Annotated in this window: 20 protein-coding genes and 2 tRNA genes; 5 read left to right on the top strand and 17 right to left on the bottom strand. The window is 68.1% G+C overall.

Annotated elements, in window-relative coordinates:
- Positions 1–63 precede the first annotated feature (63 nt).
- Positions 64–483, top strand: coding sequence for a CBS domain-containing protein (locus tag ACWEMY_RS01470; protein WP_278260902.1), 420 nt, complete (start codon positions 64–66; stop codon positions 481–483).
- A gap of 4 nt (positions 484–487) precedes the next feature.
- Here ACWEMY_RS01470 and ACWEMY_RS01465 read toward each other — a convergent pair whose 3' ends face one another.
- The 3 genes from ACWEMY_RS01465 to ACWEMY_RS01455 form a co-directional block, all read right to left on the bottom strand.
- Positions 488–985: a deaminase gene (locus tag ACWEMY_RS01465; RefSeq protein ID WP_452388400.1), complete on the bottom strand. Its 498-nt coding sequence runs from the start codon at positions 983–985 to the stop codon at positions 488–490.
- Between the two features lie 104 nt (positions 986–1,089).
- Complete coding sequence (locus ACWEMY_RS01460; RefSeq protein ID WP_452388399.1) at positions 1,090–1,764, bottom strand: RibD family protein; 675 nt, start codon at positions 1,762–1,764, stop codon at positions 1,090–1,092.
- Positions 1,765–1,888: 124 nt separating this feature from the next.
- The gene (locus ACWEMY_RS01455; RefSeq protein WP_452388398.1) at positions 1,889–2,551 is read right to left on the bottom strand and encodes an aminodeoxychorismate/anthranilate synthase component II; all 663 of its coding nucleotides are present in this window, start codon (positions 2,549–2,551) and stop codon (positions 1,889–1,891) included.
- Positions 2,552–2,644: 93 nt separating this feature from the next.
- Here ACWEMY_RS01455 and crgA point away from each other — a divergent pair, with 93 nt between their 5' ends.
- Together crgA and ACWEMY_RS01445 are read left to right on the top strand one after the other, a co-directional pair.
- On the top strand, positions 2,645–2,911 hold the full coding sequence (gene crgA, locus ACWEMY_RS01450) for a cell division protein CrgA (protein WP_278260906.1): 267 nt from the start codon (positions 2,645–2,647) through the stop codon (positions 2,909–2,911).
- A gap of 91 nt (positions 2,912–3,002) precedes the next feature.
- Positions 3,003–3,458, top strand: a complete 456-nt coding sequence (locus tag ACWEMY_RS01445; protein WP_452388397.1) for a PH domain-containing protein — start codon at positions 3,003–3,005, stop codon at positions 3,456–3,458.
- A gap of 68 nt (positions 3,459–3,526) precedes the next feature.
- Here ACWEMY_RS01445 and ACWEMY_RS01440 read toward each other — a convergent pair whose 3' ends face one another.
- Positions 3,527–4,054, bottom strand: coding sequence for a peptidylprolyl isomerase (locus ACWEMY_RS01440; RefSeq protein ID WP_452388396.1), 528 nt, complete (start codon positions 4,052–4,054; stop codon positions 3,527–3,529).
- Positions 4,055–4,122: 68 nt separating this feature from the next.
- On the opposite strand from ACWEMY_RS01440, the gene ACWEMY_RS01435 reads away from it, so the two are divergent.
- A complete protein-coding gene (locus tag ACWEMY_RS01435; protein WP_452388395.1) occupies positions 4,123–4,299 on the top strand; it encodes a hypothetical protein in 177 nt (58 codons plus the stop codon).
- Between the two features lie 4 nt (positions 4,300–4,303).
- On the opposite strand, the gene ACWEMY_RS01430 is transcribed toward ACWEMY_RS01435, so the two are convergent.
- Entirely contained in the window at positions 4,304–5,098 is a 795-nt protein-coding gene (locus tag ACWEMY_RS01430; protein ID WP_375935584.1) for an ABC transporter permease, read from the bottom strand.
- A gap of 56 nt (positions 5,099–5,154) precedes the next feature.
- The gene (locus tag ACWEMY_RS01425) at positions 5,155–6,156 is read right to left on the bottom strand and encodes an ATP-binding cassette domain-containing protein (protein ID WP_375932115.1); all 1,002 of its coding nucleotides are present in this window, start codon (positions 6,154–6,156) and stop codon (positions 5,155–5,157) included.
- Positions 6,157–6,771: 615 nt separating this feature from the next.
- Here ACWEMY_RS01425 and ACWEMY_RS01420 point away from each other — a divergent pair.
- Positions 6,772–8,343: a serine hydrolase gene (locus ACWEMY_RS01420; RefSeq protein WP_452388394.1), complete on the top strand. Its 1,572-nt coding sequence runs from the start codon at positions 6,772–6,774 to the stop codon at positions 8,341–8,343.
- Here the strand turns inward: ACWEMY_RS01420 and ACWEMY_RS01415 are convergent, their stop codons facing one another.
- From ACWEMY_RS01415 to dnaA, 11 genes are all read right to left on the bottom strand, one after another.
- Entirely contained in the window at positions 8,344–9,243 is a 900-nt protein-coding gene (locus tag ACWEMY_RS01415; RefSeq protein WP_452388393.1) for an acyl-CoA dehydrogenase family protein, read from the bottom strand.
- Between the two features lie 5 nt (positions 9,244–9,248).
- Positions 9,249–9,321, bottom strand: a tRNA-Ala gene (locus tag ACWEMY_RS01410).
- A 31-nt stretch (positions 9,322–9,352) separates the two neighbouring features.
- Entirely contained in the window at positions 9,353–9,460 is a 108-nt protein-coding gene (locus ACWEMY_RS01405; RefSeq protein ID WP_278260913.1) for a DLW-39 family protein, read from the bottom strand.
- Between the two features lie 29 nt (positions 9,461–9,489).
- Positions 9,490–9,563, bottom strand: a tRNA-Ile gene (locus tag ACWEMY_RS01400).
- A 136-nt stretch (positions 9,564–9,699) separates the two neighbouring features.
- The gene (locus ACWEMY_RS01395) at positions 9,700–10,680 is read right to left on the bottom strand and encodes a DUF3566 domain-containing protein (RefSeq protein ID WP_452388392.1); all 981 of its coding nucleotides are present in this window, start codon (positions 10,678–10,680) and stop codon (positions 9,700–9,702) included.
- Positions 10,681–10,719: 39 nt separating this feature from the next.
- A complete protein-coding gene (gene gyrA / locus ACWEMY_RS01390; RefSeq protein ID WP_375932103.1) occupies positions 10,720–13,230 on the bottom strand; it encodes a DNA gyrase subunit A in 2,511 nt (836 codons plus the stop codon).
- Positions 13,231–13,317: 87 nt separating this feature from the next.
- Positions 13,318–15,351: a DNA topoisomerase (ATP-hydrolyzing) subunit B gene (gene gyrB, locus ACWEMY_RS01385; protein ID WP_452388391.1), complete on the bottom strand. Its 2,034-nt coding sequence runs from the start codon at positions 15,349–15,351 to the stop codon at positions 13,318–13,320.
- Between the two features lie 238 nt (positions 15,352–15,589).
- The gene (locus ACWEMY_RS01380) at positions 15,590–16,126 is read right to left on the bottom strand and encodes a DUF721 family protein (protein ID WP_375932097.1); all 537 of its coding nucleotides are present in this window, start codon (positions 16,124–16,126) and stop codon (positions 15,590–15,592) included.
- Between the two features lie 139 nt (positions 16,127–16,265).
- The gene (recF, locus tag ACWEMY_RS01375) at positions 16,266–17,462 is read right to left on the bottom strand and encodes a DNA replication/repair protein RecF (RefSeq protein ID WP_452388390.1); all 1,197 of its coding nucleotides are present in this window, start codon (positions 17,460–17,462) and stop codon (positions 16,266–16,268) included.
- A gap of 24 nt (positions 17,463–17,486) precedes the next feature.
- Positions 17,487–18,656, bottom strand: a complete 1,170-nt coding sequence (gene dnaN / locus ACWEMY_RS01370) for a DNA polymerase III subunit beta (protein ID WP_375932091.1) — start codon at positions 18,654–18,656, stop codon at positions 17,487–17,489.
- Between the two features lie 785 nt (positions 18,657–19,441).
- Positions 19,442–21,619 (bottom strand): chromosomal replication initiator protein DnaA, encoded by a 2,178-nt coding sequence (gene dnaA, locus ACWEMY_RS01365; protein ID WP_452388389.1) that lies wholly within the window; start codon positions 21,617–21,619, stop codon positions 19,442–19,444.
- Positions 21,620–21,919: the final 300 nt, after the last annotated feature.

The raw sequence follows: 21,919 nt of genomic DNA, 5'->3' as shown, positions 1-21,919 counted from the left end.
TCGCCACGGGCGCAGAATGAGGCTGCTCATCCCAACCAGCAACGCTGACCAGGAGGACGCCTCATGACCATGGCCAGGGACATCATGAAGCCCGGCGCGCAGTGGATCACCCGTGGCGACACCGTGGCAACCGCCGCGGCCGCGATGGCCGATCTCGGCGTGGGCTCGCTGGTCGTCGCCGACGACAACGAGCGCATGTGCGGCATCATCACCGATCGCGACATCGTGGTGAAGTGCGTGGCGCTCGGGCTGTCCCCCGAGACGACGACCGCGGCCGAACTGTGCGAGTCGACGCCGCGCTGGGTCAGCGCCGACGCCGATGTGGAAGAGGTGCTCGATCAGATGGAGGGGCACCGGGTGAAGCGGATGCCGGTGATCGAGAACAAGCGCCTGGTCGGCATGATCAGCGAGGCCGATCTGGCCCGCCACCTCGACGACAACCAGCTCGGCGAGTTCGTGACGGCCATCTACGGGCGGCCCTGACCGCTCAGCTCAGGTCCAGATGGGAGTTCATCGACCTGGCCTCGGCGGCCAGGTCGGTCAGCTCCAGCACGCGCACGCCGTGCTCGCGGAGTTTGTCCACACCCTCGCAGGCGGCGACGAACAGGCTCGGCTCGCGCCAGGCGATCACCACGGTGGGGATGCCCGCGGCCAGGATGCGGTCGGTACAGGGCAGGCGGGTCGCGGTGGCGCGGGTCGAGCACGGTTCCAGGGTGCTGTAGATGGTGGCCCTGCTCAGGCGGGGGTCGTCGGGGTCGAGCTTGTTCAGTGCCGATTCCTCGGCGTGCACCTTCTGGTCGGTCTCGCGCGAATAGCCCGTGGCGATCTCCACCCCGTCGGCGACGATCACCGCGCCCACCGAATAGGCCGTCGAGCTGGGCGGGCACTGCCGGGCGAGCTCGATCGCCCTGTGCATGAAGCGGTGGTCGGTGTCGCCGTCGCTCATCGAGATCCCCTGCCGGTCGAAGTTATCCACAGCTTTCACCAGATGTGGAATTTGTCATGTTCAGGTGTGCACGGTGGTGCCGGACAATGTGTGAACAGCGGCATATCCGCAGGTCATGTTGATGATTTCACGCACAGGACCGGTTAGTCGACCGGGTTGTCCCCAGTGTTGACCAGGTAGTTGAGCACAGCGACATCCCCAAGTTGTTCCACATGCGTCAACCGCAGCCTGCGCTGTGCGCCGCCCGGGAACAACGCCGGTCCGACGAAGCGCGGAGCGGCCGTGTCGCCCACCAGGATCGGGGCGATCGCCAGGCGGATCTCGTCGGCGAGGCCCTCGGCGAGGAAGCCGGTGTGCATGCCGGTGCCGCCCTCCACCATCAGCCTGTGGATACCGCGCGCGCCGAGATCGTCGAGCAGGTCCGCCAGCGCGGGCCGGTCACCGAGGACGACCACCTCGGCCAGCCCGGCGAGCCGCTCACCCAGCCGCGCCGCCCCCGCCGCACCGGTGTAGACGAGCTTCTCGCCGCCGGTGTGCCAGAACTTCAGTGCGGGATCGAGCTCGCCGGTCTCGGTGACGGTCACCTTCACCGGATACTCCGGCTTGCCCGAGGCCACCCGCACGGCCCGCCGCTCGGCACTGTTCACCAGCAGGCGCGGATTGTCGGCGCGCAGGGTGCTGGCACCGACGAGGATGGCGTCGGACTGGGCACGCACCTGGTCGACCCGATCGAAGTCGGCGCTGTTGGACAGCAGCAGCCGGTGCGCGCTCGTGTCGTCGATGTACCCGTCGAGACTGGCCGCCACCGACAACAACACCCACGGCCTCACTGTGACATCAGCGGCTGGCGCCGCACTCCGCGGCCCTGTGGGCCTCGATTCTTCCCTCCGCCGTTCAGTCGCTGCGCTCCTTCTCTCTGTCAGTCCAGAATCGAGGCGGCCGCTACGTCGTGACCAGCGCCGCGACCTCCGCCTCGAGTGCGGAGACCAGTGCCTCCGACGGGCGCTCGCCGCAGACCTCGAGCCAGTTGGCCAGCATCCGGTGCCCGCCCTGGGTGAGCACCGACTCCGGGTGGAACTGCACGCCGTGGATCGGCAGGGTGCGGTGGCGCATGGCCATCACGATGCCGCTCTCGGTGTGGCCGACCACCTCGAGCTCCTCGGGCATGGTCTCCGGGAGCACGGTCAGCGAGTGGTAGCGGGTGGCGGTGAAGGGATCGGGCAGACCGGCCAGCACGCCGGAGCCCAGGTGGTAGACGGAGCTGGTCTTGCCGTGCAGCAGCTCGGGCGCGCGGTCGACGGTGCCGCCGAACGCCTCGCCGATGGCCTGATGCCCGAGGCATACGCCCAGCAGTGGCGTGTGGTGCTTCGCGGCGGCGTGGACCAGCGGGATGCTCGCGCCCGCGCGGTCGGGGCTGCCGGGGCCGGGGCTCACCAGCACGCCGTCGAAGCTGCCGCCCTCGTCGCCACGGGTGAGCAGGGTGTCGAGATCGTCCAGGCGCGGGTCGTCGTTGCGCCAGACCACGGCCTCGGCACCAAGCTGGCCGAGGTACTGCACCAGGTTGAACACGAAGCTGTCGTAGTTGTCGACGACCAATACACGCATGGGTCGAGGGTACGTGCCGACCCCGTAGGTCGTCGCATCCATTACCTGGTGGGATAGCCTAGAGGTTACTTATACGCCGAATTCGAGGACGTCATGCCCAAGTCCAAGGTCCGCAAGAAGGCCGATTACACCCCGAGCCCCGCCAGCCGCACGCCGGTGAAGGTGAAAGCAGTGGGTCCGTCGCCGGTCTGGTACGTCGCGATCATGCTTGGCTTCATGCTCGCCGGCCTGGCCTGGCTCATCGTCTACTACCTGGCGCAGGAGCACATCGGCTGGATGTACGACCTGGGCGCCTGGAACTTCCTGATCGGCTTCGGCCTGATGGTCGTCGGCCTGATCATGACCATGCGATGGCGCTGACCAGCCCCGCTGCGGATTACACCTGTGTAATTCATGCACACCTGTGGATGAAGCTGTGGACAACTCGAGGAGTAATGGGGAGACACGCCGCGTGAGCACAGGTCAGTCCGCTGTCGGCACATCGTGGACCACACCGCTGGCGGGCCTGCTCGCCGTCGCGGGCGGCGGAATTCTGCTGGTCGTGGCGACGATTCTCGCCTCCGACGGCCCGAGCAGGCTGCTCGTCGGCCTCGCCGCGGTCGCCGTGCTGGCGATGACGGTGCTCGGCATCCGGCAGCGTCCCCGGTTGACCATGATCCCCGGCCCCGCGCCGCGTCTGGTGGTCGGCACACTCACCGGTCCCCAGGAATACCCGCTGGACCGCATCGACCGGATCCGGATGGTCTCCTACCGCCGCCTCGGCCGCAAGAGCGCCATGCTCGAGGTCGATGTCCGGCACAACGACACCGAGCGCCTGCTGATCTTCGGCCGCTGGGACCTGGGCACCAACCCGCACGACGTCTACGACGCGCTGGTCGTCAACGGGTTCGCCTCGGTGACCGACTGAGCAAGGTTTCACGTGAAGCAAAGAACTCCCCGCCGCGAAGACGCGACGGGGAGTTCGTCGTCAGGGCTTCAGTCGATGGTGATGCCGGAGATCACCACCGGGTCCTCCGGGCGGTCGTTGCGGTCGGTCTTCACCGAACCGATCGCCTCGACGACCTTGCGGGAATCCGGGTCGATCACCTCGCCGAAGATGGTGTTCTTGCGGTTGAGGTGCGGCTGCGGGGCGACCGTGATGAAGAACTGCGAGCCGTTGGTACCCGGCCCGCCATTGGCCATCGCCAGCAGATACCCGCGATCGAATTGCAGTTCGGGGTGGAACTCGTCGTCGAATTCGTAGCCGGGACCCCCGCGGCCGGAGCCGGTGGGGTCGCCGCCCTGGATCATGAACCCCGGGATCACCCGGTGGAAGATGGCACCGTCGTAGAACGGACCGGATTCCGTGCCACCGGCATTGATGACGGTATACGGCGCGGTGCCTTCGACCAGATCGACGAAGTTACGCACCGTCTCGGGGGCGTGATTACCGAAGAGCGCGATCTTGATGTCACCGTGGTCGGTGTGCAGCGTCGCCACGGCCGTCTGGTTGGGTGAGGTCACGCAGTTATGGTGCCACCGCGACGGCGCGAGGCCGGGAACCTCGCGGGAGCGTCTCGTAGAGTGGTCGCATGAAGCTTCGTAACCCGCTCATCGCGTCGCTCGCGATCGCCGGCGCGGGCGCGCTGGCCTGGTTCGCCCGCAGCAAGCGCCCGCAGTTGCCCGAGCCCGCCGCCGAGCCCCCGCGCCTCGGCTACTCCCGCAACGGCTCCGAACCGGCCCCCACCTCGGAGACCGGCGCGCACTGAGCCGTCAGCGGCTCACGGACTTCTTGTACTGCAACTGAGCCAGCGGCACGAACACCGCCAGGATCACCACGATCCAGACCAGCGAGGTCACCACCGGGTGCTGCATCGGCCACGCCGTGGAGGGCGGGGCCAGCGGACTGGTGTTGCCGAACAGATCACGAACCGCCTGGGTGAGCGCCGACATGGGATTCCATTCGGCGAACACCCGCAGCGGGCCCGGCAGGTCCTCGATCGGGACGAAGGCGTTGGACAGGAACGTCAGCGGGAAGATCACCATGAAGCTGGCGTTGTTGAACACCTCCGGCGCCCGGACCAGCAGCCCGACCACCGCCATCATCCACGACAGCGCGTAGGCGAACAGCAGCATCAGCACATAGGCGAGCACCGCGTCGAGGAACGAGCCGCGGATACGCCAGCCGACGACCAGGCCGGTCAGCGACATCACCACCAGGCTCACCACATTGATCACCACATCGCTGATCGTGCGCCCGACCAGCACCGCCGAGGGCGCCATCGGCAGCGAGCGGAACCGGTCGATGATGCCTTTCTGCATGTCCTCGGCCAGTCCCGCGCCGGTGAACGAGGCACCGAAGACCACGGTCTGCACGAAGATGCCCGCGATCAGGAATTCGCGATACCCGCCCTCCATGCCGGGGACCTTGATCGCCGAACCGAAGATGTAGGCGAACAGCAGCACGAACATGATCGGCGAGAGCGTGGTGAAGATCAGCACGTCGGGTACGCGCTTGATCTTGATGACATTGCGTTTGGCGATGGTCAGGCTGTCGCTGACCACCATCTTCAGCCGCTCCCCCAGCCCGGGTTCGACGACCTGCGCGGTCTCGGTGGTGGCACTCATCGGTCCCGTCCTTCCGTGGCGCCCGCCTTCTCGATGTCCACCCCGCCGGTGACCACGTCCTCGGCTTCGTGCCCGGTGAGGGTGAGGAAGACGTCGTCGAGCGAGGGCCTGCGCAGGGCGACATCGTTGATGGTGACCTTGTGCTCGGTGAGCCTGCCGATGGCGGTGACCAGGTCCTGGGAGCCGTCGGCCACCGGGACGGTGATCCGGCGCAGGCCGGGTTCGAGGTGGATCTCGCCGTCGGCGAGCCCGGTCAGCACCTGCTGGGCGGTGGCCAGCTGGTCGACGTGGGCGACGGTGAGTTCGATCCGGTCGCCGCCGACGAGGGCCTTGAGTTCGTCGGCGGTGCCGCGCGCGATCACCGTGCCGTGGTCGATCACCGCGATGGAATCGGCCAGCCGGTCGGCCTCGTCCATGTACTGGGTGGTGAGCAGCAGGGTGGTGCCGCCTGCCACGAGCTCCTCGATGACATCCCACAGGTCCAGCCGCGCACGGGGGTCCAGGCCGGTGGTCGGCTCGTCGAGGAACAGCACCGGCGGGTTGGCGACCAGCGCGCCCGCGAGGTCCAGGCGTCTGCGCATGCCGCCGGAGTAGCCCTTCACCGGCCGGTCGGCGGCGTCGCTGAGCCGGAATCGGTCGAGCAGTTCGCGCGCGCGTTCCTTGCTGCGCTGGGTTCCGAGGTGATAGAGCCTGCCGACCATCTCGAGATTCTCGAAGCCGGTGAGGTATTCGTCGACCGCGGCGTACTGGCCCGAGGCGCCGATGTGGGAGCGCAGCGCCTGGGGATTGTGGATGACATCTATCCCGGCGACGGTGGCGCGGCCTTCGTCGGGGACGAGCAGGGTGGTGAGTACGCGAACGGTCGTGGTCTTCCCCGCGCCGTTCGGGCCGAGTAGCGCGGTGACGGTACCTTCCGGGACGGACAGATCGAGCCCGTCGAGGGCAGTCAGCTGCCCGTACCGTTTGACCAGACCCTCGGCGACGATTGCGTCGGGCATGATTCTCCCTGGTGTCGTAGGTTTCGCATGCTGCTGGACCTCAGTATCGCGGGACCCACCGACAAGTCGCATCCCGATTTCCGGGTGTCCCACAACCCCACGTGTACACCGATGTTCGACATGCCGAGCGCGTGCGACACGCGGCGAATCGGACTGATTTTTCGTCACACGTCACAACGTCACGCGGGTGCGTTCGGGCCCGACCATCGCCTACGAACAGGAACATGTTCACCGCGATTCCGTCGTAAAACCTTGCGTACCAGCCGATTCAGCGCTCGGTAAAGCAACTGTCGGGCGACCGATCGGCACCGCCACGGCGTCCACGGCATCCGGCGCGGACGCACACCATCCACCGCCGCCGAAAAATATCGAAAACTGCTTCGTTGCGCGTACGCGAATTCCCCATATATCGCGTAGGATCGTTCACGTCGGCCCCTCCCCCCCGGGCCGACCCTACGCGGGCCTCGGCTAACTCCCCCCCTTCGCCGAGGCCCGCTCCCCATTTTCCGGCAAGGTCGCAGCTCGGCCACTCGGCTACGGCGCACCTCGACCCGGCACCGTCACAGTCCAGCCACGATCCCGCGATCGTCCGGCAACCGGGGCTATCGTCGCCGCATGGTGCCTGCCCGTGGCGCGATCGTGGCGGTGGTCGTCTCGATGACGATCCTGGTGGGCTGCGCCGATTCCGGCGACGACGACCACGCGACGGCCCCGACCACCACCGCGGCGCTCCCGCCGAACCAGGTCGCCGGTGTCGATCTCCCGAACGACGCGGTCGACCACGCCGTCGGCGAACTCGACGGGCTGGTCGAGTCGCTGATGGCCGACACCCACATCCCGGGCATGGCGGTGGCCGTGGTGCACGGCGGGAAGACCGTCTACGCCAAGGGTTTCGGTGTGCGTCAGGAAGGCAGGCCGGACAAGGTCGACGCCGACACCGTCTTCCAGCTGGCCTCGGTGTCGAAATCGGTGGCCGCGACCGTGGTAGCGAGCCAGGTCGGCGCGGGCCGGGTCGACTGGACCACCCCCGTCGTCGAGCACCTGCCCGGCTTCGCCCTGGCCGACCCGTCGACCACCGCCCAGCTCACCGTCGGCGACCTGCTCGCACACCGCAGCGGCCTGCCCGACCACGCCGGCGACCGGCTCGAGGACATCGGCTACGACCAGGCCGCCATCCTGGACAAGCTGCGCCTGGAACCCCTCGCACCGTTCCGGATCACCTACGAGTACACCAATTTCGGCTACACGGCCGGCGCGGAGGCGGTCGCGGCCGCGGCGGGCACCGACTGGGCCCAGCTCTCGGCCGACGCCGTCTACACCCCGCTGGGCATGCAGTCGACCAGCTCCCGCTTCGACGACTTCCAGGCCCGCCCCAACCGCGCCGTCGGCCATGTGGACATCGACGGACAGTGGGTGGCGCGCTCGGTGCGCAATCCCGACGCGCAATCCCCCGCGGGCGGGGTGAGTTCCTCGGTCGAGGACATGGCCCGCTGGCTGAGCATGCTGCTCGCCGACGGCGCCCCCATCGCCCCCGCCGAGGCGCTGCTGCCCGCGATCACCCCGCAGATGATCTCCTCCCCCGCCACCGATCCCGCCGCCAGGGCGGGCAACTACGGCTTCGGCTTCAACGCCTCGGTCTCGCCCGCGGGCCGCACCGCATACAGCCATTCCGGCGCGTTCTCCCTCGGCGCGGCCACCAACTTCCTGGTGATCCCCTCGGCCGATGTCGCCATCGTCGCGCTCACCAACGCCGCCCCGATCGGCGTCCCGGAGGCGCTCACCGCCGAATTCGCCGATCTGGTGCAGTTCGGTGAGATCCGCGAGGACTGGCGCGCGCTGTTCCACGACGCCATCGCCCCGCTCAACGACCCGGAAGGCGACCTGGCGGGCAAGCAGGCACCGGCGAATCCCGCTCCCGCCCAGCCCCTGCCGAGCTACGCGGGCACCTACGCCAACGAGTTCTGGGGCCCGGCGACGATCGCCGAGACCCCCGACGGCCTGACCCTCACCATCGGCCCCGCGGGCCAGAGTTTCCCGCTGCGGCACTGGGACGGCGACACGTTCGCCTTCGAACCCACCGGCGAGAACGCCCCGCCCGGCAGCCTGTCCTCGGTGGTCTTCCGCGACGACACGGTCACCATCGACTTCTTCGACGAGGACGGCCTCGGCACCTTCACCGGCGGCTGATCACCCCAGCGAGTCCCAGGCGGCCCGCAAGCGCGCGGCCCTGACCTTGCCCGCCACCCCGAGCAGCGGAGCGTCACGTTCCCATCGGCGCCGGACCTCCGGGTCGACCCGGTTCCACAGGGGTTCCAGTTCGGCGCGCAGGCGGGTCAGCCGCTCGAAGACACCACCCAGCGCGATGTGCACCCCCGCCGACGCGGGGTTCTCACCCCCGAGCCCACGCACGCCCGCAAACACCGCCAGCAGCTGTTCTACGGCCTCCGCGGGCCACTGCGCCTGCCTGGCCACCCGCAGCAGCTGACCGAGTACAGCGGCGAGCACATGGACGTCCTCGACGGTCCGGAACGGTTTGAGGTAGTCGGTGTAGCCGTCACCGGGCAGCAGCACACCGGGCGCGGCGTCGAACTCGACACTCGCGTGCGGGATCTCGGGCGCGAACGGCAGTTCCGGCAGCGGCGTCACCACGGCCGCCGCACCGGCGGGCACCAGGACGGCGCGCAGCGCGGGCCTGCCGTCGGGCCGCTCCCCCGCGCGGGCGATCACCAGGAACCGGGTGGCGAAGGTGCCGAGCGTGGCGAAGGACTTGGTGCCGGTGACCAGACCGTCCTCGGTGACCGTGGTGGCGATGGCCGAAGGCCGCCCACCGCCCGCCTCGGTGGCGCACATGGACACCAGATCGGCGGGATCGAGCGTGGGCACCAGCGCGCGCAGCGCTTCCTGATATCCGCCGAGGAAAGCCGGTCCCGTTCCCGCGCTGCCGAATCCGGCGATCACGGCACGGTCGAGCGAATTCGGGAAATCGGCGGCGCGGGCGCGGTGCGCGGCCAGGGCGGCGGGCACGTCGAGCGCGTCGGATTCGCCGGGAACGGCGGAGACGAGAAAATCGAAAACCGAGGAATTCACAGAAGTGGAGCCTAGGGGAATCGAACCCCTAACCCCTGCCTTGCAAAGGCAGTGCTCTGCCAATTGAGCTAAGGCCCCTTGCTGGCGTCAACCAGTTGGCACACCCGAATCAGCGGGTGGTGACCTCTTTCCAGAGGTCAGCGTCATCGCGCTTGCGGAATTTGGTGATACCGATGAGAACCGCGATCACAACACCGACCGTGAGGACAATCTTCATGATTCCCACCCTACTGTGATGTTCGGGAGTGGGCCTAGGAGGACTTGAACCTCCGACCTCTTCGTTATCAGCGAAGCGCTCTAACCGCCTGAGCTATAGGCCCGAATGCGTTCCGATCCCCTGCCGGAGCAGTGAACCGCAACGAGAAACGAGACTACCCCACTGCCCCACCGAGTACCAAAACGGCCGGTCAAACCCGGTTTCCCGGGCCTGACCGGCCGTGAGCGCAGAGCTGGTGACTAGTCCGGATCGGCCAGGGTCACCTGGATGCCACCGACCAGATCGCAGCACTGGTTGTAGATGAACACCCCGACCGTGGCCAGCGCGGTGAACAGCACCACGTTGATCAACCCGATCACGCCGGCGTAGCCGAAGATGGTGCCCGCGTCGATCAGGCTCGTCGAGCTGCTGCCCTCGGAGTTGAGCATCTCGCCCAGCGAGTTGTCCAGGTTGTCCCACACGCCCATGCCGGCCAGCACGATGTAGAGCAGGCCGACCGCGACCATCCACACGAAGAACAGCGCCACGCTGATCACCAGCGTGATCTTCAGCGTCGACCACGGGTCGATCCGGCGGATCTGCACGGTCGCGCGTAGCGGCTCACCCGAGGCGGCGGCCGCGATGGCCACCGGCACCGCGGGCGAGACCGACCCCGCGGCCGCGGCCCTGGCGCTGGGCCCCGGCTGCGGCGGCACCTGCGCCATCGGCAGCCCAGGAGGCGCGGGCGGCGCGTCCGGGGTGGGATGGCGCACCTCGGACAGGTCCGGCATGTCCTTGACCAGCTCGGGGCGCGCGATGCTGCGGGTCGGGCCGTCGATGCCGACCGACTTCACCATCGCCGCTTCCTTGCGCGCCGCCTTGGCCGCCAGGTCGGCGGTCGTCCTGGCATTGGACGCGCCGCTGCCCTTCAGACCGCCGCCCGCGGACGGCTGCGGCGCCGAGGACGGCCTGCCCTGACTCGGCGACTCGCCGGGCCGGTACAGGTTCGACTGCGGCTCACGCTGCGGCAGCTGGGCCCACCCGTCCTGGTAGGGCGACTTGCTGCCCTTCCCGTTGTCGAACGATTCGCCACCGGCGGCACCGGACTCCGGCGCCGGGGCGCCTTCACCCTGGCCGCCCTGGCGTGGGATCGGCCGCGGCTGGATCGGAGACGAGGCGACCCGCTCGGTGACGCCGTTGGTCTGGTTCCGATCGTCGTTCGACTGATTCGGTGTGGTCAATGGAATCCTCAGATCCGTTCGTTGCCGCCGCTGTTTGGGTTATTGCTCCGAGGCCGCGTCGCCGGTGAGCTGATCGGGATCGGGCTCGTCGGCGTTGCGCGCGATCGCTAGCAAGGTATCGCCATCCGCGAGGTTCATCAATCGCACGCCCTTGGTCTGGCGTCCAGCTTTACGAACTTGCTTGGCAGCGGTGCGGATGACGCCACCACTGGAAGTGATCGCGTACAACTCGTCCTCGTCGTCGACGATGAGCGCTCCGACCAGGCTGCCACGCTTGGGATCGTATTGGATTGTCAATACGCCTTTTCCACCGCGACCCTGCGCGGTGTACTCCTCGATCGCGGTGCGCTTGGCGTAACCGCCCGCAGTCGCGACCAGCAGATAGGTCCCCTCGCGCACGACATTGAGTGAGAGCAGCTCGTCGTCGGCGTTGAAACGCATGCCCTGCACACCCGAGGTGGCCCGGCCCATCGGCCGCAGCGCCTCGTCGGTGGCCGCGAAGCGGATCGACTGGCCGTGCGCCGAGACCAGCAGCAGGTCGTCGTCGGCCGAGCAGAGCACCGCGCCGACCAGCTCGTCGTCGTCGCGCAGGTTCACCGCGACGATGCCGCCGGAGCGGTTGGAGTCGAAATCGGTGAGCTTGGATTTCTTCACCAGGCCCGCGCGTGTCGCGAGCACCAGGTACGGCGCGTCCTCGTAGGTCTTGAGCTGGATGATCTGGGCGATCTTCTCGTCCGGCTGGAAGGCCAGCAGATTGGCCACGTGCTGACCGCGCGCGGTGCGGTTGGCCTCGGGCAGCTCGTAGGCCTTGGCCCGGTAGACGCGGCCCTTGTTGGTGAAGAACAGCAGCCAGTCGTGGGTGGAGGAGACGAAGAAGTGCTTGACGATGTCGTCCTGCTTGAGACCCGCGCCCATCACGCCCTTGCCGCCGCGCTTCTGCGAGCGGTACAGGTCGGTCTTGGTGCGCTTGGCGTAGCCGGTCTCGGTGATCGTGACGACCACGTCCTCGCGGGCGATCAGGTCCTCGTCGGCCACGTCACCGTCGTTGGCGATGATCCTGGTGCGGCGGTCGTCGCCGTACTTCTCGACGATCTCGGCCAGCTCGTCGCGCACGATCGCGCGCTGGCGCTCGGGCTTTTCCAGGATGTCCTTGTAGTCGGCGATCTCGAGCTCGATCTTGGCCAGATCGTCGACGATCTTCTGCCGCTCCAGCGCCGAGAGGCGACGCAGCTGCATGTCCAGGATCGCGGTGGACTGGATCTCGTCGATGTCGAGCAGCTGCATCAGGCCGGTGCGCGCGGTGTCGGTGTTGGCCGAGCGCCGGATCAGCGCGATGACCTCGTCGAGCATGTCCAGCGCCTTGACCAGGCCGCGCAGGATGTGGGCCCGCTCCTCGGCCTTGCGCAGCAGGTAGCGGGTGCGCCGGACGATGACGTCCAACTGGTGATCGGTGTAGTACCGGATCATCTGGTCCAGGCGCAGCGTGCGCGGCACCCCGTCGACGATCGAGAGCATGTTCGCGCCGAAGCTGGTCTGCAGCTGGGTGTGCTTGTACAGGTTGTTCAGCACGACCTTGGCGACCGCGTCGCGCTTGACCGTCACCACGATGCGCATGCCCGCGCGGTCGGAGGACTCGTCGTGGATGTCGGAGATGCCGGCGATCTTGCCGTCCTTCACCTGCTCCGCGATGGAGTTGATGAAGTTGTCGGTGTTCACCTGGTACGGCAGCTCGGTGATGACGATCTGGGTCTGCCCGCGGCTGCCCTCCTCGATCTCCACCACACCGCGCATGCGGATGGAACCGCGGCCGGTGGTGTAGGCGTCGTGGATGCCCTGGCCGCCCACGATCAGGCCGTGCGTCGGGAAGTCCGGACCCTTGACCCGCTCCATGCACGCGGCCAGCGTGGATTCCTCGTCGGCGTCGAAGTTGTCCAGCGCCCAGTAGATGGCCTCGGCCAGCTCGCCCAGGTTGTGCGGCGGGATGTTGGTGGCCATGCCGACCGCGATGCCGTTGCTGCCGTTCATCAGCAGGGCGGGCACGCGCGCGGGCAGCACGGTCGGCTCCTGCGAGCGACCGTCGTAGTTGGGGACGAAATCGACCGTCTCGTGGTCGATCTCGCGCAGCATCTCCATCGCCAGCGGCGTCAGGCGGCACTCGGTGTAGCGCATGGCGGCCGCGCCGTCGTTGCCGCGCGAACCGAAGTTGCCCTGGCCGTCGACCAGCGGATAGCGCAGCGACCAGGGCTGGGCCATGCGCACGAGGGTGTCGTAGATCGACGAGTCGCCGTGCGGGTGGTAGTTACCCATGGTCTCGGCGACCGGACGCGCCGACTTCACGTAGCCGCGGTCGGGACGGTAGCCGTTGTCGTACATCGCGTAGAGCACGCGCCGGTGCACCGGCTTGAGGCCGTCGCGCACATCGGGCAGCGCGCGGCCCACGATCACGCTCATCGCGTAGTCGATGTAGCTGGACTGCATCTCGTTCTGGATGTCGACCGGTTCGATCCGGTCGCCTGCGCCGCCGTTGGGGGGCAGTGTGGTCTCAGTCATGAAGAGGTCTCCGTAAGAAGGCTCGGGGGCAACGGCAGTTGCAGGCAGGGGTTAGGGGTTCGATTCCCCTAACCCCCGCCCGACCGGCTACACGTCGAGGAAGCGGACGTCCTTGGCATTGCGGGTGATGAAGCTGCGACGCGCCTCCACGTCCTCGCCCATCAGCACGGAGAACAGCTCGTCGGCCGCGGCGGCGTCGTCGAGCGTCACCTGACGAAGCACCCGGACCGAGGGGTCCATGGTGGTCTCCCACAGCTCCTTGGCGTTCATCTCGCCCAGACCCTTGTAGCGCTGGACGCCGTCGTCCTTGTTGATCTTCTTGCCCGCGGCAAGACCGGCCTCGAGCAGGCCGTCGCGCTCGCGGTCGGAGTAGGCGAACTCCGGGTCGCTGCGCTGCCACTTGAGCTTGTACAGCGGCGGCTGTGCCAGGTACACGTGCCCGTGCTCGATGAGCGGGCGCATGAACCGGAACAGCAGCGTGAGCAGCAGCGTGGAGATGTGCTGGCCGTCGACGTCGGCGTCGGCCATCAGCACGATCTTGTGATAGCGCAGCTTGGCGATGTCGAACTCGTCATGGATGCCGGTGCCGAAGGCGGTGATGATCGACTGGACCTCGTTGTTCTTGAGGACGCGGTCGATGCGGGCCTTCTCGACATTGATGATCTTGCCGCGCAGCGGCAGGATCGCCTGGTACATCGAGTCGCGGCCGGACTTGGCCGAACCACCGGCCGAGTCGCCCTCCACGATGTAGATCTCGGACTTGCTCGGGTCCTTGGAGCGGCAGTCGGCCAGCTTGCCCGGCAGCCCGCCCAGGTCGGTGGCCGACTTGCGGCGCACCAGCTCACGCGCCTTGCGCGCGGCCACCCGGGCCTGCGCCGAGGACACCGCCTTCTGCACGATGGTCTTGGCGTCGGCCGGGTTGGCCTCGAACCAGTGCGTCAGGTGCTCGTTGCAGGCGCGCTGCACGAACGACTTGACCTCGGTGTTGCCCAGCTTGGTCTTGGTCTGGCCCTCGAACTGCGGCTCGCCGACCTTGACGCTCACGATGGCGGCCAGGCCCTCGCGGATGTCGTCGCCGGTGAGGTTGCCGTCCTTCTCCTTGAGGAGCTTCTTCTCCTTGGCGTACTTGTTGACCACCGTGGTCAGCGCCGCGCGGAAGCCCTCTTCGTGGGTGCCGCCCTCGTGGGTGTTGATGGTGTTGGCGAAGGTGTGCACCGACTCGGAGTAGCCCGAGTTCCACTGCATCGCGACCTCGAGCTCGTGGCCGGTGCCCTTGCCGGTGAAGCCGACCACGGAGTTGTGGATGGCGGTCTTGGTGCGGTTGATGTGGCGCACGAAGTCGACCAGGCCGCCCGGATAGTGATAGGTGCGGGTCTTGACCTTGGGCTCGGCCGGCGCCTCGACACCCTCCTCGGCGTGCTTGGGCGCCTCGGCGGTCTCGCTGACGACCTCGTCGGTGACGTCGGACTCGCTGACCCGCTGGTCGGTGAGGGTGATGGTCAGGCCCTTGTTGAGGAAGGCCATCTCCTGCAGGCGGCGCGAGACCGTCTCGAAGTTGTAGGTGGTGGTCTCGAAGATCTCCGGATCGGCCCAGAAGCGGATCGTGGTGCCGGTGCGCTTGGTGGGCTCGCCCTGGATCAGCTGACCCGGCTTGGCGTCCTTGTAGACCTGGGTCCAGTGGTAGCCGTCGTTGTCGATCTCGGCTTCCAGCTTGCTCGACAGCGCGTTGACCACCGAGATACCGACACCGTGCAGACCACCGGAGACGGCGTAGGAGTCGGAGTCGAACTTGCCGCCCGCGTGTAGCTGGGTCATGACGACCTCGACGGTCGGGATGCCCTGGGCGTGCATGCCGGTGGGGATGCCGCGGCCGTCGTCGACGACCTCCACACCGCCGTCGGCCAGCAGGGTCACATCGACGCGGGTGGCGTAGCCCGCCATCGCCTCGTCGACCGAGTTGTCCACAACCTCCCAGATGAGGTGGTGCAGACCGCGCTCACCGGTGGAACCGATGTACATACCGGGGCGCTTGCGTACCGCCTCGAGACCCTCGAGGACCGTGATGGAGGAGGCACCGTAGCCCTGCTTGTCGCCCGATGCGTTGGAATCGTTGGCAGCCACTTGTCGGTAGCTCTCCTTACTTGCTGATCCCTGGCGCCGGGCAGCACACGAGCGGCTGCACAGCACGCGCCGAGGGTTCGCCGCTGGTTACGTCACCATCCTACTGGTAAGCCCAACTTACAGTGCACCTACGACACCCCTGACGACGCCGTGAATGCAAGAAATCGATCCACGCCGGGATGTTTCCGCCACTTGTGGAATTTTGCCGTTCGTGAGAGCGAATAGGGTCGGGTCCGGACTACCCGTAGGTGTCGCGCGGCCCACGGCCCTTGATGTGGCGTTCACCTTTGCGCCAGCTCGGCGCCGCCGGGCCGGTGATGCGCAGCTGGGTGACCACGCCCTGGCCGACCGCGGCATTGATCTTGGCCAGGATCTGACCCTGCAGCATGCGCAGCTGAGTGGCCCACGCCGTGGACTCCGCCGCGATCTTGAGGATGCCGCCCTCGAGCGTCACCGGTGTGGCGTGCGCGGCGATGTCCTCGCCGACCACACTGGCCCAGCGCCCGAACACCATGCCCTCGGCCACTTTTCCCGACCAGCCACGGCTCTTGGCGATCGAGCCGGCCAGCGAGGACAGCAGCTGGGGATCGCGCGGGTCGGGACCGGCGCCGGACCAGCCGCTGCGCCGCCTGCCCCCGGCCCGCAGCTTGCGCACCGGCGAGGCCCTGCCCTGCCCGACCGACTTGCCGCTGGCCTTGGCCGCGGCCCTGGCCTCCTCGAGCGCCCGGCGTGCCAGATCGATCCCGCGCAGCTCCGGTGCCGGTTCTTCCTGCACAGGTTTTCCGCCTTCCGGGTCGCTGGGGGCTGGGTGTGCACAGAGTCTACGCGCGGGCACCGACAGGTTCCGGGGCGCGCCGAGGCGCTATATGTCCAGGATGTCGCCGGTTTTCCACAGGGTCTGTTGATAACTATCGTTACCTGTGCATATCTTCTGGTTCCGCGACCGGCTCGGTGACGATGCGCGAGACCCGCCGGTCGGCCTCGCCGGTGGTCTGCACCCGCAGCGGCTCGGCCGCCAGCTCCGGTGGCACATCCTCGGCTACCGCGGCCGTGATCAGCACCTGCTCGGCACCCGCGGCCACCTCGGCCAGCGCGGTCCGCCTGCGCCGGTCCAGTTCGGCGAACACGTCGTCGAGCAGCAGCACCGGCTCGGTGCCCGCGCTGCGCAGCAGCTCGAACGAGCCCAGCCGCAGCGCCAGCGCGAACGACCAGGACTCACCGTGGCTGGCGAAGCCCTTGGCGGGGGCGCTGCCCAGCAGAAGCTCCAGGTCGTCGCGGTGCGGGCCGACCAGGCACACCCCGCGATCGAGTTCCCTGCCGCGCGCCGCGGCCAGTTCGTCGAGCACGATCGCGTGCAGGCGGGTCACGTCGTCGTCCTCGGGAACCCGGGCCGGATCGAGCAGCTCCGGCGGCAGATATCCCGAACGGTAAGCGATTGCGGCGGGCCGTGATTCGGGCGCGATCGACCGATACGACTGCGCGAGAAAGGGATACAGGTCGTGTACCAGCCGCAGCCGCTGCGCCAGCAACACCGCGGCGTGCTCGGCCAGATGCCCGTCCCACACGTCCAGGGTGCTCAGATCGGCCCGCGAACGAACCTGGCGCCCAGCGGTTTTCAACAGGGCCGAGCGCTGGCGCAGCACCTTGTCGTAGTCGGCGCGCACACCCGCCAGCCTGGGCAGCCGGGCTGTGCACAACTCGTCGAGGAAGCGCCGCCGCTCCCCCGGGTCGCCGCGCACCAGCGCCAGATCCTCCGGCGCGAACAGCACGGTCTGCAGGATGCCGAGGATCTCCCTGGACCGGCGCACCGGCGAGCGGTTGATCTGCGCGCGATTGGCGCTGCCCGCCTTGAGCTCCACATCCACCCGCAACTCGCGGCCCAGATTCACCACCGTGGCCCCGATCCGGGCCTGGGTGGCGCCCATCCGGATCAGCGGGGCGTCGGCGGAGACGCGATGCGAACCGAGGGTGGCCAGGTAACCGACCGCCTCGAGCAGATTGGTCTTGCCGTTGCCGTTGGACCCCAGCAGCACCGTGCGCCCTGGGGACAACTCCAGCTCGGCGTGTTCCCACGACCGGAAATCACGCACCGACAGCGCACGGATGAACATGCCGGGTTACGCGGGCGGGCCGGCTCAGCCGGGCAGCCGGACCGGCATCAACAGGTAGATGTACTGGCTCTCCAGCGCCGCGAACGCCCCGGACTCGAGCACCTTGGGCTCCTCGTCGGAGGCGGGCAGCAGCACGGCGGGACGGCTGGGGGTGGTGAACCCGAAGGTGACCCGCTCCGCGTGCAGCGCCGACAGGCCCTCGGTGAGGTAGCCGGGGTTGAACGCGATGGTCAGCGGCTCGCCGCGGAAATCGGCTTCCAGCCATTCCTCGGCGCGGCCCGCGTCGTCCCCACCCGCCGACAGCAGCACGCCGTCTGTGGAGAACTCCAGGCGCACCTGGGCACCGCGCTCGGCCACCAGGGCCACACGCTTGATGGCCTCCGACAGCGCCGCCACGGGCAGCGTGGCGATGGAGGTGTGCTCCTTGGGGAGCAACTGGCGGAACTTGGGGAATTCGGCGTCCAGCAGGCGCGTGGTGGTGCGCCTGCCCGCGTTGACGATGCCGAGCAGGCCGTCGCCCCCGCTGCCCAGCGACAGCTGCACGGGCGCCTCGGCGGCACCGAGAGTCTTGGCGGCCTCCGACAGCGTGCGCGCGGGGATGAGCACCGCGGTCTCGATGTCGGGGCGGGTGGGCTGCCACTGCAGATGACGCACGGCCAGCCGGAAGCGGTCGGTGGCGGCGAGCACCACGTCGTTGCCCTCGATCTCCACCCGGATACCGGTGAGCATGGGCAGGGTGTCGTCACGACCCGCGGCGACGGCGACCTGGCCGACCGCGGCGGCGAAGACATCCACACCCAGTTCACCGGTCTGTGAGGGAACCTCGGGCAGCTGGGGATAATCCTCGACCGGCATGGTCGGCAGGGAGAACTTGGCGCTGCCACAGGCGATGAGCACCCGGGTGCCGTCGACGGAGACGTCCACAGGCTTGTTCGACAGCGCCTTGGTGATGTCGGCCAGCAGGCGGCCCGAGACCAGCACCTGGCCGGGACCGGCGACCTCGGCCGCGACGCGCATCTGCGCGGAGACCTCGTAGTCGAACCCGGAGACCGTCAGGCCGTTCTCGTCGGCCACCAGCAGGACACCGCCGAGGACCGGCACGGGAGGCCGGGACGGGAGGCTACGGGCCACCCAGGCCACCGACTCGGCGAAATCCTCCCGGGCGACCCGAAACTTCATGCTCGCAAGCTCCATCGCCCGATGTGTCCTCTCCGAGTGTCGAATCCGTGGTGCGGGTGTGTTCAGCGGAGTTGAGGTGCTGCGTCGACCGCGCACTGAGTCTCGCACAACCAGCCGACAACCAAACGGTACCCGGGCAACGCGTGAAGTCCGCACCGACCCTCCCGGTGGATACCGGCCTGTCCGGCCATCCCCTCTCCTCCTTGCCGCCTGTGAGTGGAGCACCGCCCGAGCCGAGCCTCCCGATCCGAGTTTCCACACACCCTGTTTTCAAGAGATCTTCCTAAGAATGAGAACTGAAGTAGTAATAGGCACTGTGGAATCTGTGGATTTCGCCCGTTTCCGCATGTCAGGGCGCACGTCGGCATGGGGATGAACGTGGAGTGACTCGAGGATGAATCCGAGCCGTCTGTGGACGGCCGAAGTTGTCCCACATCCATCCTCGAGTTGTCCTCGAGTTGTTCCACCGGATTCACCCGGTTGTTCACACCCAGGGGCACCCTGGGGGCAACCCGGTGGATTCCTCGAGGACTCCACACGGATTCCTCGAGGAATCCACAGGCCGGTTTCGGCAGCGCCGCAGGTCAGCGTGGTCGTCGGCCTGTGAGTGCACCGACCTGTGGAAGATGTGGACAACTCCCTGTGAGTAGATTCTCCCCACCCGATCCCCAGCCCCTGTGGGTGAACCGGTGCACAACCGGTGGATTCCTCGAGGATTCCACAGGGATTCCTCGAGGAATCCACAGGGCGAAAAAGAACACCGCCCCAGGTCAGGGCGGTGTTCGGGGTTGGGGATGAAATCAGCGCGAACGCTGCTTGATCCGGGCTGTGAGTTCTTGGACCTGGTCGTAGACCCGGCGCCGCTCGGTCATCTCCTTGCGCACCTTCTTCTCCGCGTACATCACCGTGGTGTGGTCGCGTCCGAAGGCCTGGCCGATCTTGGGCAGCGACAGATCGGTGAGCTCGCGGCACAGGTACATCGCGATCTGACGGGCCTGTGCCAGCGGACGCGCCTTGCCGGGCCCGGTGAGCTCTTCCAGGGTGGTGTTGAAGTACTCGGCGGTCACGGCCATGATCGTGGCCGCGTTGATCTCGAGCGCGGCCGTGTCGGGCATCAGGTCGCGCAGCACCACCTCGGCCAGCGACAGGTCCAGCGGCTGACCGTTGAGCGAGGCGAAGGCCGTCACCCGGATGAGCGCGCCCTCGAGCTCACGGATATTGCGCTCGACCCGGCTGGCGATGAGCTCGAGCACGTCGTGCGGCACGTCGAGCCGGTCCATCCGCGCCTTCTTGCGCAGGATCGCGATGCGGGTCTCCAGCTCGGGCGGCTGCACATCGGTGATCAGGCCCCACTCGAAGCGGGTGCGCAGCCGCTCCTCCAGCGTGGCCAGCTGCTTGGGCGGGCGGTCGGAGGAGACGACGATCTGCTTGTTCGCGTTGTGCAGGGTGTTGAAGGTGTGGAAGAACTCCTCCTGGATGCCTTCCTTGCCCTCGATGAACTGGATGTCGTCGACCAGCAGGATGTCGGTCTCGCGGTAGCGGCGCTTGAACGCGACCTTGCGGTCGTCGCGCAGGCTGTTGATGAAGTCGTTGGTGAACTCCTCGGTGGAGACGTACTTCACCCGCATCCCGGGGAACAGCCGCTGGGCATAGTGCCCGGCCGCGTGCAACAGATGTGTCTTGCCCAAACCCGAAGCGCCCCAGACGAACAGCGGGTTGTAGGCGCGCGCGGGCGCCTCGGCGATGGCGACCGCGGCGGCGTGCGCGAAGCGGTTGGAGGCACCGATGACGAAGGTCTCGAAGGTGTACTTGGCGTTCAGGCTGGCCGAGGACGAGGGCTGCGGCGGCGCCTCGGGCGACTTGCTGAAGTAGGTCGGCCAGTTGTCGCGGGCGTCGACCACCGGCTCGTCGTCGGCGGGTTCGGCACCGGGCTGGCCGGGGAACGGGGTGTCGGGCACGGCGTCGACCGGGGCGTCCTCGACCCGTGCGGAGGCGGGCTCCTCGGACTGCGGGCGGCCGCGGCCCGGCGCGCGCTGCGCCGGATCGGGGGTGAACAGCGACTCCTGGCCGGGCGGGATGTGCTCGCGGCGCGGCGAGCCACCCTGCTCACGGCGCGGCGCGGCGGCCGGCTCGGGTGCGCGCTGCTCGGGGCGCCCGCCACGGAACTCCGCGCGGCCGCCGAACTCGCCACCGGCGTAGTCGGAGACGGGATAGGGCGTGGTCGGCTCGTAGTCGGTGCCGGGGAATTCGGTGCGCTCGGCCGGGTACTCGGTGCCCTTGTATTCCGGTGCCTGCTGGTACTCGGACTGCGGCTGGTAGTCCTGCTGTGGCTGGTACTCGGCTTGCGGCTGGTACTCGGACTGCTGGTACTCCGGTTCGGCCGGGTACTCGCGATGACCCTGGTAGTCCTGGCGCTCGCCGTACTCGGCGGGCTGGCCGGGATACTCGCCGCGGCCGCCGTAACCGTTGGCGTAGTCGCCACCCTGGGGATACTCGGGCGCGGACTGGTACTCGAACTCGCCCGTGCCGTAGCGGGGCCTGCCGTACTCGCCGCGCGCGGCGTAGTCGGGAACGCTGAAATCGGGGCCGGGGTAGCCCGCGGGTGGACGGGTCTGTTCGCGGGGGCGCTCGGGCCTGCTGGTCATCCTCGCGTGCCGGGGCGCACTGCCGCTGCGCTCCCCCGCGGCCGGGATCGGCGCGGCGATGCGCACGCCGAGTCCTTCGACCTGGGGGCCGAGCCTGCGGCCCAGCGAACGCAGGATCGGTTCGCGCAGATCGCGCTCGATCGCTTCCTGGGCCAGGGACGAGGGAACCGACAGCAACGCGAAGCCCTGCGCGACGGTCAGCGGCTTGACCAGTTTCAGCCACGCCTGCTGAGCGCGGCTGACCGCGGGAATGGCGCCGTCGGCCGAACCGGTGGTGAGCTCGGCAACAACCTCCGGCCATACTGTGGCCAGCACGTTCTGCTCGTCATCCATGCGGAGTCCTCCCCGGACCGGTTCGTTGGAGCACCGAATATGCCACTCCGGCCGTTTATCCACACAATTATCCACAGATGTGGACAAACCTGGGGATAGGGGAATTCTGCCAGCGTGTGGCAGTGAATGGGGCTGGACCTGCGGTTCTGCAGCAATCGCCCGGCTACAGAGGCTAGCTGGCCGAGCCGCCGAAGGCCAGAGGTGTGGAAGAACTCACGAAAAGTGTCGTGGATACGCGGGTGGTCCCGGGCGTGTCGGGCGACGCAGGCGCGGCCGGCCCGCGCGATCACGGTGGGCGCG

This window comes from Nocardia sp. NPDC004415, from assembly GCF_053602435.1.
This window is presented reverse-complemented; position numbering and strand designations above follow the sequence as displayed.